15 protein-coding genes are annotated in these 16,069 nt (G+C 35.3%); 6 read left to right on the plus strand and 9 right to left on the minus strand.

The window, feature by feature from the left end; all coding sequences use genetic code 11:
* Window positions 1-106 precede the first annotated feature (106 nt).
* Both BLQ87_RS20230 and BLQ87_RS20235 read left to right on the plus strand, forming a co-directional pair.
* Complete coding sequence (locus BLQ87_RS20230; protein ID WP_074610395.1) at window positions 107-475, plus strand: hypothetical protein; 369 nt, start codon at window positions 107-109, stop codon at window positions 473-475.
* A gap of 10 nt (window positions 476-485) precedes the next feature.
* A complete protein-coding gene (locus BLQ87_RS20235; RefSeq protein WP_074610397.1) occupies window positions 486-689 on the plus strand; it encodes a helix-turn-helix transcriptional regulator in 204 nt (67 codons plus the stop codon).
* 119 nt (window positions 690-808) lie between these two features.
* Here BLQ87_RS20235 and BLQ87_RS20240 read toward each other — a convergent pair whose 3' ends face one another.
* The 8 genes from BLQ87_RS20240 to BLQ87_RS20280 form a co-directional block, all read right to left on the minus strand.
* Window positions 809-1,651, minus strand: a complete 843-nt coding sequence (locus tag BLQ87_RS20240; protein WP_074610398.1) for a DUF6266 family protein — start codon at window positions 1,649-1,651, stop codon at window positions 809-811.
* A 424-nt stretch (window positions 1,652-2,075) separates the two neighbouring features.
* On the minus strand, window positions 2,076-2,696 hold the full coding sequence (locus BLQ87_RS20245; RefSeq protein WP_074610400.1) for a hypothetical protein: 621 nt from the start codon (window positions 2,694-2,696) through the stop codon (window positions 2,076-2,078).
* 280 nt (window positions 2,697-2,976) lie between these two features.
* A complete protein-coding gene (locus tag BLQ87_RS20250; protein ID WP_074610402.1) occupies window positions 2,977-4,479 on the minus strand; it encodes a transglutaminase-like domain-containing protein in 1,503 nt (500 codons plus the stop codon).
* Window position 4,480: 1 nt separating this feature from the next.
* The gene (locus BLQ87_RS20255) at window positions 4,481-6,223 is read right to left on the minus strand and encodes a RagB/SusD family nutrient uptake outer membrane protein (protein WP_074610403.1); all 1,743 of its coding nucleotides are present in this window, start codon (window positions 6,221-6,223) and stop codon (window positions 4,481-4,483) included.
* A gap of 107 nt (window positions 6,224-6,330) precedes the next feature.
* Window positions 6,331-7,881: an O-antigen ligase family protein gene (locus BLQ87_RS20260; protein ID WP_172664925.1), complete on the minus strand. Its 1,551-nt coding sequence runs from the start codon at window positions 7,879-7,881 to the stop codon at window positions 6,331-6,333.
* 697 nt (window positions 7,882-8,578) lie between these two features.
* On the minus strand, window positions 8,579-9,028 hold the full coding sequence (locus BLQ87_RS20265; RefSeq protein ID WP_074610408.1) for a DUF2059 domain-containing protein: 450 nt from the start codon (window positions 9,026-9,028) through the stop codon (window positions 8,579-8,581).
* A gap of 137 nt (window positions 9,029-9,165) precedes the next feature.
* Complete coding sequence (locus BLQ87_RS20270; RefSeq protein ID WP_074610410.1) at window positions 9,166-10,017, minus strand: hypothetical protein; 852 nt, start codon at window positions 10,015-10,017, stop codon at window positions 9,166-9,168.
* 536 nt (window positions 10,018-10,553) lie between these two features.
* On the minus strand, window positions 10,554-10,946 hold the full coding sequence (locus tag BLQ87_RS20280; protein WP_074610413.1) for a LytR/AlgR family response regulator transcription factor: 393 nt from the start codon (window positions 10,944-10,946) through the stop codon (window positions 10,554-10,556).
* On the opposite strand from BLQ87_RS20280, the gene BLQ87_RS33570 reads away from it, so the two are divergent.
* Window positions 10,945-11,100 carry a transposase gene (locus BLQ87_RS33570; RefSeq protein WP_143010505.1) on the plus strand — a complete coding sequence of 52 codons (156 nt, stop codon included), beginning with the start codon at window positions 10,945-10,947 and terminating at the stop codon, window positions 11,098-11,100. The genes BLQ87_RS20280 and BLQ87_RS33570 overlap by 2 nt on opposite strands.
* Before the next feature lie 283 nt (window positions 11,101-11,383).
* The gene (locus tag BLQ87_RS20285) at window positions 11,384-12,181 is read left to right on the plus strand and encodes a hypothetical protein (protein WP_074610414.1); all 798 of its coding nucleotides are present in this window, start codon (window positions 11,384-11,386) and stop codon (window positions 12,179-12,181) included.
* Between the two features lie 110 nt (window positions 12,182-12,291).
* On the opposite strand, the gene BLQ87_RS33845 is transcribed toward BLQ87_RS20285, so the two are convergent.
* The gene (locus tag BLQ87_RS33845; RefSeq protein WP_176833001.1) at window positions 12,292-12,453 is read right to left on the minus strand and encodes a hypothetical protein; all 162 of its coding nucleotides are present in this window, start codon (window positions 12,451-12,453) and stop codon (window positions 12,292-12,294) included.
* 469 nt (window positions 12,454-12,922) lie between these two features.
* Here BLQ87_RS33845 and BLQ87_RS20290 point away from each other — a divergent pair, with 469 nt between their 5' ends.
* Both BLQ87_RS20290 and BLQ87_RS20295 read left to right on the plus strand, forming a co-directional pair.
* Entirely contained in the window at window positions 12,923-14,518 is a 1,596-nt protein-coding gene (locus BLQ87_RS20290) for a DNA cytosine methyltransferase (protein ID WP_074610416.1), read from the plus strand.
* Window positions 14,519-14,542: 24 nt separating this feature from the next.
* Window positions 14,543-16,069 carry an ATP-binding protein gene (locus tag BLQ87_RS20295; RefSeq protein ID WP_074610419.1) on the plus strand — a complete coding sequence of 509 codons (1,527 nt, stop codon included), beginning with the start codon at window positions 14,543-14,545 and terminating at the stop codon, window positions 16,067-16,069.

A 16,069-nucleotide genomic window follows, 5' to 3' on the forward strand; every position in this document is an offset into this window, starting at 1 on the left:
AGGGAAAGCCCATTAGATTGGAAAGGAATAATTTTCATAAAATGTAAAGTAAACTTGTCTTTTTGAAAAGTTTACTTATCTTTGAACATACTTAAAACTTAACATCATGGATAGAAGATCTAAGCCCTTTGCTAAACTATTTAATTTTCAAAAGTATGTCGGTATTTTCTGTATCGTTATTGGGACCCCCATATTCCTGCTGGATACAAATAAGGGTGCTGAAATGTTGTTATTAGTAGGTCTTTTCACCTTGTTTACCGCTTCCCAGAAACTGGAAGACGAGAGATCGGTAAACTTAAAAACATCGTCACTTTATATTTCGTTTATTTTAGCTTATGTTTTTAAAATCCTGAGTTCAAATCTCTATTCACATCATCTGTTTCCGATAGAAATGACAGCGATTAATCATTTTATGATATTGGTATTCTCTCTTTCTCTTGTAATTTATTACTTCAGGTTTTATTCTTTCAGGTAGCTAAACCAAAATGACCAATTCGATAAAAGTAGAACGCGCAAAAAGAAACATCACCCAGGCACAGCTGGCAGAAAACCTAAGTGTTTCGCGCCAAACCATTAATTCGATTGAAATCGGGAAATTTATCCCCTCCACTTTACTTGCCTTGAAAATTGCAAAGTTTTTCAACAGCACTGTAGATGAAATTTTCAAGCTTGAAGACAATGAATTTTGAGTAAACTTAGAACCGTAGAAGTCTTTCTCTGAAAAACGGACATACCTCTCCCCTGGAAACGAATACCGAACCCGTTTCCTCTAGCATCTTTAATCACTTTTCTACTAAATCCATATCAATCAACTGGGTTTCCCGGGAAGATTATCCAACTTGCTCTTTAGCGCCAGGTATTCTGTTTCCAGATTCCGGAAAGCCTTGGTTACGACAATTGCATTGCCACTAAGCTCAATATACGCTAAATAACTGGCTGCAACCTGATCAAACCTCGTTTTCAAAGCCTCATACTTTTTCTTTTGATGTCGCTCTTCTGCAGTTTCTGCTTCACCATTCAGATTTCCAAAATATACACTATTGGAAATCTCTTTACCATCAGCAGATTTAAAGCACATGTACACCTCTATAGGCTGATCGGAAAGCGATTCATTAAGTTTCACAAAGTGTTTTCCATCTTCTCTTTTTGCTGCATTCAGGTAGCTCGAAGCATCCTCAAGACCCGGATAACAAAGCAAGATCATTGCGATATCGTCCTCGTGATTTCCAGTCTCCAGAGGGCTGGAATCCCAGCTAAGCTCCAATCCGGCCGCTGTTTTAACCAATTTGGTATCCCTGGGTGCAGCTAAGCTCCCCTGACTAACCATTGCCTTGCTGTAATCGATTTTAAGGTTCGGGTACTCCCCCTTCAACGCAAATTTCTTGTTGTAAGAGGTTGCCAGGTTATGAGGATTTTTGACCGTTCCCCTTGCCTCGAGTTCAAAGCCTATGTTAATGAATTTCAACACACTTTCTGGTCTTGAAAAGCCCATCGTCACTGCCATAGCCTGACAATTGACCAGTTGTTTCTGACTTGATTTTGTCCTTCTGCCCACCATACGTGTAACAGGCTGTCCTTTTAACATGTAATGGACTAGTTTTCCGATTTTTCCATTCGGATGGCCATAAGGGCCGTTTTTAGATATAGCCATAACCAAAATATTAATTAATTTAATTTTAAGATACGAATAAATTTTAGGAAGATCATATCTTAGCTATAAATCCGGTTGTTTTCCGCTGAAGATCTGTGTCCAATGTGTTAACGTAGTTGACGGCCTAATCAAAGAAGCAATAGCGCTTGAATTTGCCTTTAGAAAGGCTTCAGGCCTGATAAGGCCCTACAAACCCTTTACAGGTAGCCCAATAAAACTCAAGCGGGCGTAACCACATATCGACAACATATTCCAAAGAGCACTTTCACAAAAGCAACAACAAACAATCTCAATAAAACAATAGAATTGACAATAAGGAAACAAACAGCAACTTGATTTAATTCACCTCCTAAATCCGGGTCATGATTTCCCGGAAAAGATCCAGATCTGGAACAATAATTAAATAATTCATTGCGCTAATAATTTAATTCGGAGAGCCTAACCGTACATTTCTTCCCACAGTAACTGAATGATCACCTTCATCAGTTGTCACGGCTTTCATTGAAATCATTTCATGCAGTGTGTAAATATGATATACTTCAAACTCTAAAAGACTAGTGACCCAGCCTTTAAACCAATCTGGCTTTTCTTTAACAGTCTTCCTTTTCCAGCGGGCCTTAATGCGCCACATCTTCGCAACGTTGCCATTGGTTACTTTCAGATATACCTTATTCGCATTGAGCTCAGCTCTAAAAAAGTCATCAGCTTCAGGTACACTGAAACCGTCGTTAAAATTTTGTATAATAAAAATATCGTTATAATAATAGCACTCATTGTCAAGACGATCTCCGATATACAAAGCAATACGCCATTTGCCAGGATCAGGTACAACGGAATAACGAATTGGACCATCGTCGTAACGAACGTTAAAAGATTTCTGTCCTGGTTTTATACTATCCATAGGATCAGGTTTCACAAAGCCCTTCTTCCCATAACTACGGATCAGAAAAATATCCTTTTCAAAAATGCTGTCTGTTGACTGAGAGAAGGCTTGAGTCCCGATGAAGACCAGTAAAATGGCAAACGTGGAATGGTATACTTTCATTTGGTTAATTTAATATAAAAACCCCACTAATAATAAACAAAAGTTTAGCTAAATTAAACACGTAATTTTACTCATCGATAAAGATCATTTTCCTCTTGTTTCAGAGATGTATCCCAACCACTTAGCATCAATTCGATATCACTTTTGGTAACTTCGTCAAAACCGATTATCAGTTTTACCTTTCCAGTATAATAATAAATTAAATTTTTAACCCTCCAAAACAATCAACTAAAAAGCGGACAAGACCAACTGTCAACCTATAGGCGGATGAGACCGATATTTAATACCACTGTTGCCCATTGCTCGTATAGATAAATGGCCTGCTCAAATTGCGCTCATCTAGTCCCTTTTTGATTCTGTAAAGTGAATTTGATGGCAAATTTTTAAAATCTATTATAGAATCTCTCTCAGCAATTTGAGTACCATGGTCCTTCCATTGACTATTTTCATCTAAATAACTTAATGTATATTTTTCTCCTTTTTTTATCCAGGAGTCAGATCCGGTGTTTACTTTTGATACAGTCAAATTTGTCACAGCATGATATAAAGGCCTATATTTCTTAACAACTCCTGCAGTATCCAATAAAAATGCCTGTCCATAAAGAGAATAGCTTTTACCGTTGGGAATTGCCAAACAATAGAGAATATTCCGACCCATTTCCTTAAAAACAACTTTTTTGTTTTGGTCTATTTTTCCCCAAAAAACCGGCTGCCATCTTCCATAATTGTATGCGCATATATAAGCAAATTTTTTACTGATGGCTTTGGGTAATAAGAAACCAACATCACTGGTTTTAATATGAGAACTTGTTACGTCCAACCAATGGTCATGCTTTATAGAATTTATGAGAAAAGAATCCATTCCTAAATAAGGTTTGATCTCTTTAGTCCAAATTAGATGTCTCTTAAACGTAAATCTGAAAATTTTTGCTGCCCCCCATAATCTATATTGTGGATAAATATTACCATTTGAATCCAAACCAACTGCGGCTGCATGTCCAGAATTTCTGGAGCCCCACATAGGAACATAATCAACAGTCGCAGGTATCCCTACGCTACGTAACAGATAAGCATTGGCATTTGCCTCGCTACTACAATCGCCTTTTCTTACACTTTTTATCCATTTAAACGAAGGAGCAGCATTAGTATAGGCAATATGTTCCTCACTATAATTGAACCAGCCTTCATTACGGCCGTCAACTGCACCGATAAGAAATAAAACAGCCCTATCCAACGACATAGTATCGACTAAATTATCACTAATCGACTCAGCTATTAAACTCTTGTTTCTAAGAAAAAAATAATTCCTCCAGTCCCCAGGCTCTTCCCAATAAATCTTATAAGGCAACAAATAATTGAGAAGAACATCTTTCTTCACACGCTTTGTCCATGGAACATTTTTACAAAAAACATCGAAAGCATTGATTTGGTCTTCAATGAATTCATTACTCAATTCCTTGGCATCTTTAACCTGAATCACTTTAAAGATTAAATTACTGTCTCTTATTGTTTTTTTAAGATTTTCGGAATTAACTATTGTATCAAAATCGATTTTCACTTCTTTCCCTGTTTCTTCGTTGAATGCTATTAATTTTTCTGAGACCTGGTTTTCAAGATTTTCTTTCAAAAATTCTACTGCCTGAAGCTTTATAGAATCTTTAGAATCCTTTGAATATTTCGAAATTAGCATATCTATATCAACACCTTTTTCTCTATTGCAAGCACATATTGTTGCAATTAACAATAGACAGAATAACAATTGTTTAGCTCTTAAATTTGTCATTTTATTGCCCCCCTTTTTTTATGATAATATTAGAACTATAATGTTTGTACTGGTCATTTGGAAAAGGAAACAAAAAACGATCTGAAGTGAACTTTCTATTCTTCGTGTTATTAAACGACAAAATATTGTTAAATGAGAATCTCTTGCCGTCATATGAGATATTGACACCTCTAATAGGAACGACAAGTTCTGGTATTTTTGTTTTGCCATCAAATTTAGCCCAGCGTAATAGTGACCAGTAACGATCATTCTCAAAACTTAATTCCACCCTGCGCTCATTTTTATAAGCCTGCCATAATTCTGAAAGTAAAAGCTTACCTAAAGGAGGTAATCCTCCATGGAGAATTCTAGTTTTATTAATTATTTTAACTGCTTCATCTGCGTGGTTCAAAAGAAGTAAGGTTTCTGCATAATTTAAATACACTTCGGCCAAACGAATTATGGGCTGATGATGGTTTGTGGTATCACTAGACGAGTACCGTTTTTTTTCATAAAATGACTTTCTAAAATAATAATTAGAACTTGATACCCCCCACCTATCACTTCCAACTCCTCTCGAAAGATTGTTCATATTACCTTTCTCTCTGGTAAGTATTTTCTCTTTAATAAACTCACTGGAATCTTGCACTATGGTTGCATAGAACCTTTTGTCCCTATTCTTGTAAAGAAATGACGAAACGTACCCGCCTTTTTGTTTATAGTTTTTATAATAGATGGTTGATTCCCAATACTTAGCTTTTCCATCTTCATCAATTACCTCATAGGCATCTACAAGATTTTGCGACGGAAATCTTTGTGGCCAACCATCAAAACCAATTTTTAGTTGGGGCCCAAAACCTGGAAGCATTTTTCCATTTTCTTGACTTGGATTTATATACCCCATTGAGGTGGAAAAAATATTATACTCTGATGCTTTAGTGAAATACCCAAAAAGAATTTCCTTTGATTTTATTGCTTTATCATAGTCGTTAAATAGATCTTTGTAACTGGAATCTAATTGAAGTCTTTTATTTTTCATTATACGTTCTGTATTAGAAACAACCAAATTGAGATAGTGATTCCTTTTAGCTGGCAGATAGGAAGCAGCTTGCAAAGCCACTCTGGTGATCATCCCCATTGCAGCCCATTTTGTTGCCCGTTCTGGAGTAGCTGTGATCAAAGGCAAATTTTTTGATGCGTATTGAAGATCATTAATGATACTGTTATAAGTCTGATCAATAGTACTTCTTTTGATTTTTTTATATTCATCCTCATTATTAATTACATCTTCAACCAAATAGATGCCGCCAAATCTTTGAGCCATATAATAGTTAACCAAGGCTCTGGAAAACCGGGCTTCTGCTATCCACTTCAACTTATCTTTAATGGATATATTCGTTCTTTGATTAACCCTTTGAATAAACAAATTACAAGACCTTAATCTTAAATCCTGATTTAAATTGGCAAAAGCAGAACTAAAATCCTCACTTACAATTGGATTTTCATAATTTATGTCAGTGTTATCTGTCCAATCGTCAGTCCATACCCGCATATCTCTTTTGTGATTATAGTAAAGATTGTAAAGTATCTCCTGTTGAGTTTTGCTAATATATAGATCTAATAGTAGGCTGTCATTTTGGATTTCCCTTTCAAAGGACGTATAGATTTGATCTGTATTTTTATAATTGCATGAGATGATTCCGATAAAGCAAAATATAGGTAATAAGATTATATACTTTGTCTTAAATATTCTTGTAAAGTTCATAATCTATCAATATCTGAGTAAGAGATTAATCTCAGCGATTCCTGAGATGGTACCAATAATTTTTTCATAAGAGGCGAATTAACATATATAGGTAATAACGAAACATTTTAATACAGTAAAGTACTTACACCTATACTATCTAAGTATAGTTTTACCTCAGCTTTGATTTTATACCCATTTATCGAAAAAACTTTCATTGGCGATTTAAGGATATCAATAGCAATATTTTTTGCATTTAAACTATCATTTTGTTTACGATACAGATTAAACAAATAGGATTTAGCAGTTAGCCTGGATGGTATGGTAAATTGTACAATGTTATACATCTCCTCCGCTTTAGCAAATTGTTTTTGTTTTTCGTAACATTCTCCTTTAAGCAAATAAGCATCAATATTAGACTGAGCAAGAATGCATCTATCGATTAGATTTATACTTGCATTATAATTTCCACTTTCGTGCATTGCTCTGGCATAACAAAACAAAAAAGATCCATTTTCATTTAACTGATTGTAAATTTTCGATAATTGTAGAACCAGTTTTCGGGGCTCTTTTTTAAGCACATTTGACTTACTCCAGCTTTCCACAGCTTTATTTTTCTTATTTATTTCCCATAGAATAACAAGGCTCATAAAACATAAAAAAAATGTGAGTACGCTAAAAGCAACTGGTTTAACGATTATGTGAAAATCAGCTTTGCTAAAGTTTGATAAACAGGCAAGGATAATAATAACAAAGGCTAAAATCGGCATACTATGGAAAGGGTACGAGAATAAAGAAAATATTAATACAACACCTAGGCTAACCTTCATAGCTTGAATAATACTTGACTTAATACAGGGTTTAGATGAATAGATCAAATAAACTAAATACACGAAGGATAAAAAACCAGCCAACCCTGTTTCGACGAAAATTTGTAATGGTTCATTAAAAACATTGTTTGGTAAATCAACCAAGTGTGCAAACTTCAAATCAAGTTGCCCGGAACTGATATAATTGCGCTGCCAAGTTTGATAAGACACAGGAAATTCTCCATACCCGATACCCGACATAAAATATTCTCTAAAATTTGATAATGTGATTTTCCAAATTATCAATCGGCCGGAAATAGAGTCTTGCTTTATAAGGAGTAAATATAAAAAGAACAGTATAGCCAAAACGATAGCTACAATAACGAATATTTTTTTAATAATTTTCTTCTGATTCGAATTACTCAAAAATGAGACTGAAATAAAATAGCCAACTGCATAAATAAGAGATAAGAATGCAGCTCTAGATTGGATGACGGTTAAAATGACAAAATAAAAAATTGTCAGTACAATCTGGTAACTGGTCTTATTTTTAACGCCACACATAATTAAGGGATATGCAACCACTATTAAACAAGCTGTAAGGCCTGAATTTCCAGAAAACCCATAAAAAGTCAAAGGCCGGAAGCTTGGGTAGAAATTGATCAACGAAAAGATAAATTCGAGCACAACGGCAAAACATAAAACTTTTAGCAGACCAATCAGCCGATAAAAATCATGATGAAGGCGTATAATCAAATACAAACTAGCTACCAAGAGAAAATTGATCAAAATTTCATTAAAAAAAATGAAATTAGAGTTTAATCTAGAGCAAAATAGAACACAGACAAATAATCCAAATGCTATATCCATAAAGGTTATTTGTATCGAACTTCTCTTGAATAGTACTTCACTCAAAAAAAGCAAGAACAATGTTAGGCCAATAATTAAAGCAAAATTATAGTGTCCGGCGACGTAATTAGATGAATTATAGAGATATTTATTGTTAAAAAATATGGAGAAAAAGATCAGAATTATTAACAATTCATGTACAATCAATTTAATTCTTCGTACTGCTAAGGCTGAACGAGGTCTTATGTTTATCATCCTATTAACCAGATAACTTCAAGGGTAAATATTGAGCAAAGTCTAATTCCTTGTTTAAGAAATAGCAAGTCCACTCTAGAAGTGCAATACCCTTTTTTTATTAGAATAATTAAAACAGAGGAAGTGTAAAAAACTAGCAAATCAATGAGCTTTAGCTATCTTTCCTATAAGATTTACCAACGCTTAAATATAACCTTTATCGAAACCACTGAAGCAGCAATTGTCACGAACAATGTCACAAAAAACGTCCATAATGTAGGTTCAAACCTAAACCTAAAAATCGAAACTGTAGTATGATTAATCAAACTACTAAGCTCCACGATAGAATGTCCTACACCAAGCATTACAACTAGCAATGGAGGAAATAGTTTGAGAAAAAATTTGATAGAAATATTCATTTTTTTTTGTATTATATTTACTAGAGATCATTATTATATTTTGTTCCAACCAATATTAAATCAAATTAATTATTGGTTTTCTGTTGAAGTGACTTGATACTCTTCACAAATTTTTCCCCAAATATTTGCATGAAGCTGATGCTCTGAATAGTTAGCTCAGGTACGAAGTTCGACATCCGTTTACCAGTTTCAGTTTGGTTAAACATGGTAATATTTCGCAAGTCCTCTTCTGAAAGATATTTCTTATAAATAGGGTATACTAACAGCGGATAATCTTTTTCATAGAAATCATTTAGCTGTTTTTCCAGCACTTCCCACGACTGAGGGGACAAGTGGTTTATAGGTTGTTTTTTCATCTCTACCAGCATATCATGAAATATTTTTTTATTGGTCTCCAAAGTCCTGGATCCGTTAATCACTTCTTTTAGAAGTGCTTTATAAGTGGTCGAGTCTGATTGTGCTTTAACTGTTAAATTTAGACCAACAAAAAGGGATAGAAATATTAAAATTTTCATAATAATTTAAAATAATCAAACTCATTACCCAATGCTGAGATCAGGAGAGAATTTTAGATAAAAAAACCTGCATAAGAACTTATAACCGAACGAAAAGTAGAAAAAAGCAACCTAATTTAATAGGCTGCTTTTAAGAATTACAAAGAGAACGTGATCATTGTCCTTTTCTTATACTCACCACTTACACCCCGTGATAAACCGCTCATACAAATATTATATTGTACCAAATTAGTATTTATGGCGTCAGTATTATTTGATTCAATAACTGCCAATGCTATTCCGTAAGTAGCGGTGGCAGCAGCCCAACATACTGGATAGCCAGGTCCAGCCGCTAAACATGCCGTTTCCGCAACTACATAACTAGCAGTAGCACCAGCTAAATAATTACTATATGCAGACTGGTTTGCCTGCTCGGTTGCAGTGAAACTCGCCCTACACTTATCCGCTTCCAGTTCCTGTACTTTCCTGTAAATGCTCACGCTTCCTTTTGGAGCACTGATGCGATTTAACTCAAATACTTTTAAAAAAATCATCGATAATTCATCCTTGTTCAGCTTCCTAAGCTCTGGATGACTTTTCATAAAGCTGGTTATAAGACTTGCCTGCTTATCAAATGTTGCAGATAGTTTTTCAAACTCATCTCCCCTACCCGCCTCTAAGTAAGCCTTTTTCAAGTCGCTCTTAGTTGCGTTTTTTGGTATTGTTACCTTTTTAAGTATCGTCTTTTCACGGAATGACTTGTATACGTTTGTTCTACTAAACTCCCTTGTTTCATTCATCAGTTTAGTAAACTCAACCATATCTTTATCGTTACTAAAGTCCGGTACATTTTTCAGCCTGGGATTAAGTTCAAATAATTCAGCACGGGCAGATGCTTTTAAATCTGAGCCCCTTTCAGCGTCAACGGCAGTATCTTGTTTTCTACAACCGACAGCGATAACAACTCCTAAGAGGATAATGGCAAAAGTAAAGTAATAAATTTGTTTCATAAAATTGTTTTTTTTTATAGTTAAATATTTAATTTTTTTGGAAAATTACAAAAACTCAAGGCATACGGCTACTGTTAAGCTGGATAAACTCAGCCAACTAGCCTAAAATAAATTGTTCAGTAAATGCTATGAATAACCTTGAACTTTGAAAATCGGCACACTGGCCTGACAGATTAAAAATCTATAAATAAGGAAAGTCACTCTGATGAAAAAAAAGATGAATTTCGAGCGTTAATTTTTGAAGAGCCATACTGAGAGATTAAAGATTTATATTGGTTATTGAGTCTAATGTAGAGAACACATATGCCTTGGAAAGCAAGTCAGTTAATTTTACTTCCTGTTGGCTGGTTCCTATAGAACTGAATGCCGTCAAGTTAAATAAGAAGATCGATCCAAAAATAACCGCTGCACATGCGGCACCGACTCTTTTGATAATTGTTAACTGTCTTTTCATTTCTTTATTTTTTTTCAAAATTACCTTAAAAAAAGAAACTAGAATGGAATTCTACGTATGCTTAAGTATTTGGCAGGTTTAATTAAGAATCCTTGGCATTTTTACCGGAATAAGGCATGAAACTTTTAAGTCTTTCAAGTAAATTCATATGATATGCTTGAGAAACTGGGATTCGTTCGGTACCAATGATCAATTGATGTTTTTCGATTCTATCAATTTTGGAAATTGCCACAATGAAAGATTTTTCAACTCTTATAAATTCATTAGTAGGCAATTGTTCAATAAGATCTGATAATGTCATCCTTGTTAGTGTTAGCTTATCATATTCACAAAGCCTTACATAATTATCTTGCCCCTGAATAAATAACAATTGGTCAAGATCGATTCTTACCAATTGATTGGGTATCCCGGCTGAAATTGTATATGACCAGGAGAGGCTGTTTTTGGTGTCGGAAAACCTCGGCGATATCATCATGACCAGTGGTTTTAAAGGTTATTCGAAAGAACGTGGGTTCAGAGCATGGTTCTGCAGAAAAGCAGATCCTGAAAGTAAGGGCAAGGTAGAGAATGTGGTGAAATGCGTTAAACAGAACTTCCTGTGCAATCGCCTGTTCCGTGACCTGGATTAGCACTTTTAAAAAGAATTAAAATATCAATGAGTTAATATAGTTACAACTTAAATCTCGAAGTTATCCTTTAAAACAACTTATCACGCAGAAAATGGTGCGGTTAATTTTCAAAAACACTTAATACGATCTTCTGAAAGGAATAAATGCCTAACCACTATATTTAAGAAAAAATTCATTTTAATAATCTGTGGCTACTCTTCGAAATAGTTTCTGCTATATTAGTAATGTCCTTTTTAATTATTTCTAATATAACTGATAAAAAATGTAAATTAAAGTGTAAAAAATGACGATAGCAGTTTTCAATATTGCATTAGGGGTTCTCAGTGCAGTTGTAGTTATTCTACCATTTACAGGTAAGGTCTATGATGATAGATATAAATGGTTTAAAAAGCTTACTGTAAAAGGCTGGATAGTAATCATTTCCTTTATTGCAACGATAGGTGTTTCTTATATAAAAGATATCTACACTGATGAACTTAAACAAAAAGAAGATGAAGCCAATAAGAAACTAGATAATAAAAATAAGCTGGAAATTATTAATGCTCTCGCTAGGTACAATTTGGAATACGATTCCAATCAAAAAGTCATTATAAAACTGGTAAAAGATCCACCCAAAAATAAAACAGCTATAACCTATGGAAACTATCCAGAATTGGCAGTTTGTAATATTTCATTAGAAACGAATACTGCAGATTCGCTTTTTTTTGATATTTCATTTTGTGTTGGGCATTCAACAGCATATGATTTAAATTTAAAATCTCACATGATCATAAATGAATATAATAAACCTCTTTATTTAGTACCAAAATCATCAAACAATCTCTTAATAAAAGGGGCTAAATTATCTCCAAAACTTAAATTAACAAACAATGAAGGTTTAATCGGGAGTATTTCAAATAAAAACAAGCTGACAGTCTACTTCTTGTTATCAGGAAGCTACAAATCGCTAGACGGAAAGTATTTTGAATATCAGGAGCTTTGCAGATTTTCCTTGGAAAACAATTCCTGGGGAATTGTTGTTGAGCCATACCGGGCAAATCTCATTAAATATTTAAGGCAGAACAAAATCAATATCAATTAATACGGGAGTGCAAACTGAGCTTTCGACATTATTTCTTCCTCGGTGGAGGCGCCATACCAAGGAAGAAGTTGCCGAAGGCTTTTAATCTCTCTCCAAAGAGAACATAGAACTCAGACATTATCAACCCCTGATTTCACATTGACATAGTCGATTTTTAGAAAAGAATAATTCACCAAAAGTGACGAAGAACCACTTTGTAGCGGAATCGCGGCATACTTTGCAGCGGAATATCCACCTAATAACTCGTAACACGATCGAAATGATCTTAGCATACAGAAAGCATTTATTCAGTATGAATGAAAATGATAGATAAAAACTGAAAATCTAGGAGAATATGATACATATTGCTCCGTATAGCAAGATCAGCATTGCTATTTGCAAAGTAATAAAAACATAATTCTTCATTTTTATCTCTTACGAATATTTAGTATCGCAATTATCCTCATAAGCAACAGCGGTGATTTCAATCAATTCAAAAAGAAAAAAATGAGAATATATTGAATCCGATGATCATTTCGAATTACAGCTAGTTGTCAAGAATTTAGACAAAAGACCGCATGGATCATAAAAGCCTCATATTATCATAAAATTTTAATAATTATCAGAATTTGATTAACTTTCATTATCAACGTCATACTACATTAACTATGTACAAAACTCATCCGGCTCTTTGGGCTTGTTATTTTATTGGTAACTTTGAGCTCACGTGCTAAAAGCACAATCTCAAATTTTAACATTTATATGGCTATTCCTATCATAGATATTTTTGCCGGTCCAGGAGGATTGGGAGAAGGCTTTTCAGCGTTGATAAACGAAGAGAACGAAAGTGTCTTCAAAATATCTCTCTCTATTGAAAAGGATCCCCTTGCTCATCAAACACTTAGACTACGAAGTTTCTACAGGCAATTTCGCACAGAAGAAGTTCCTGAGGACTACTATGATTTTGTAAAAGGTCTTTTAAGCATTGAGGAGCTTTACAGAAGATGGCCTATCCAAGCTGCACATGCTCACAATGAGGCTTGGTGCGGAACACTAGGAGATCCTGACGAAATGGATCAGAATGCCGTTTCTGATGATGAAGTAGATGCAAGGATCAGGGAAGTACTAAATGGAGAGCCAAACTGGCTGTTGATTGGAGGACCACCATGCCAGGCCTATTCGCTAGTCGGCCGATCAAGAAGACAAGAAAGAATATTAAACGAAACCACTGATAAAAGAGTCGGACTGTATAAGCAATACCTAAGAATTTTGGCTCAACATAGTCCTGCTGTCTTTGTTATGGAAAATGTAAAAGGTATCCTTTCTGCACAGACTAGAGAAAACCAGGTGTTTTCAAAGATATTAACGGATCTCTCTGATCCGGCAGCCTGCTATCCGCCAATTGATGATGAAGCACATGTACGTTGTCCAGGATATAGAATTTTTTCTCTTATTAGTGAGCCAGAAGGCTTCCGGGAAGACGGAAGCCCAGTGTACGATCAGAATAATTTTGTAATTAAAGCTGAAGAATACGGTATTCCCCAAACCAGGCACCGTGTAATTTTATTAGGAGTTAGACGTGACATTCAAATTGATCCTGGTATTATCCAAAAAAGTGAAGAAATCAGTATTAGCTCTGTTATAAACTCACTTCCAAGATTGAGAAGTGGCTTATCAAGAACACAAGATAGCTTTGAAGCCTGGTCGACTTTAATTCACCAGATCCTGGACGGAGATCTACTCAATAATGTTGATCCCGAAATTGTCGCTGACATTCAGGCCAAGATCCAGCGCATTGAAAATCCACGATTCGGAAAAGGTAGCGACTATTTAGAAGTTCCCGGAATCAATGTAGAGTATCAACCAGATTGGTTCCTTGATCAAAGATTAAACGGTGTACTTAACCATATGTCAAGATCTCATATGGATAGCGATATCCATCGCTACTTATTTGTATCCTGCTTTGGTAACATTAAACAACAATCACCAAAACTAAGTGATTTTCCAACTGCATTACTGCCCGCTCACCTCAATGTGAACGAAGGGATCGATGACAAAAAGTTTGCAGATCGATTTAGGGTGCAGCTATCTACAAGAGCATCAAAAACAGTAACCAGCCACATCTCAAAAGATGGACATTATTATATCCACCCCGACCCTACTCAATGTAGAAGTCTTACGGTAAGAGAAGCTGCCAGAATACAAACCTTTCCAGACAACTATTTTTTCTGTGGCCCAAGAACCTCCCAGTTCCATCAGGTTGGAAACGCAGTGCCCCCCTATCTGGCCTATCAGATTGCCAATGTGGTCAGCCAAGTCTTTCATGAATTAGAGATCTTAGCCGCTCATCATATTTAATACAAATAATTAACGCTCCCATATATGCAAGAAAAAACTGAGATTTTTGATTTTGAGGATGTAAGCCCAAATCCAGAATTCCTAATAAAATCAATTGCCGAACAAGGATATAGCCTTGAGACATCTCTAGCTGATCTCATGGATAACTCAATATCCGCAGCCGCGACTAAAATTGAGATTCTCATCAGGACTGATCAGGAACCTTTTACTTTATACCTTGCCGACAACGGCAATGGAATGAACGAAGAGAGACTTAAATCCAGCATGTTTTTTCCAAGTAACTCTCCCGAGTCATCCAGAGAAGCCCTTGACTTAGGAAGATTTGGTCTTGGAATGAAAACTGCCTCATTCGCTCAGACAAGACGCTTCACAGTACTTTCACGACTGAAAGGTGAATCAACTTACAGCGGTCGGACCTGGGACGTTGACTATCTGAAAGAAAAGCAAAAATGGCATCTCATTGTGAATTCAAGTTCTGAAATTAATCTATTGGTTCAGGAGTATATCAGATTGAGTGAAGGCCATCTTAACCGATTTGAAAACTTCGAGGCCAATACAATCGTGATATGGCAAGGACTTTATAAATTTGAGAACTACCTTGAGGATGAAAACAGGCAAGTAGCATTAAGAAAGGAAGTTACGGAGATCACATCTGATTATCTTTCACTAGTATTCCATCGCTTTATGGAAAGAAAAGAAGATCCGCTGCAAATCAGAATCAATAACAATATTATTCCTCCTTTTAACCCTTTCCCAACTGACCAGAAGGATTTCAGGCCAATGGAGTATAAACAGCGACACTTTAGTACAGACACCATTAAAATGGAAGGCTTTATTCTACCATCCAGGAGTATAGACGAAAGCAAACAACGTCACTCGATATGGACCACCAAAAACAAAGGTCTGATGGATATGGAAGGTATTTATATTTATAGAGCCAACAGAATAATACTTTTCGGAGGGTGGAATGGTTTGATTAGAAAGGCACCTCGCCTCCAATTAGCCAGATTACGTGTTGATGTAGGCAATAGTGTTGACCACTTGCTTCATCTTAATGTAGCTAAATCTCAGGTTGTAATTCCACACGATCTAAAAAATGCATTTGAAGACTACATCGAAGAACTAAGAATAGAGGCAGAAAGAGAATATTTTAACCGTGGACTCAAAAGATTTGTAGGTAAAAAAAAGGAAAACATAGCGCAGCTCTTTGAACGGGTCGCGTCAAGCAAGGGGATTCTATTAGAGCTCAATTCGGAATTCGCAATCATTAAAGCGCTTATGTCTACCATGAACCGCGATCAAATTGCTTTATTTGGTCTCATTTCGAAAATGATCAATACTCAGGTCAATGAGATCCGACAGACTCATCAAAACACCGATTTCACGGGAATTCCCGAAAAAGACGGAATTGATATTTCTGAACTCGAGAAGTGCATAAGTGAATTAAAAAAAAGAGGTCTCTCATCTGAAATTGTCAGGGAAGATATTCTACCCGGTCTGGGCTTTAATATCTCAAGTTTACCTGAACATATTCTAAATCTTATAAATTAA

It is taken from the genome of Pedobacter steynii (assembly GCF_900103665.1).
GTDB lineage: Bacteria > Bacteroidota > Bacteroidia > Sphingobacteriales > Sphingobacteriaceae > Pedobacter > Pedobacter steynii.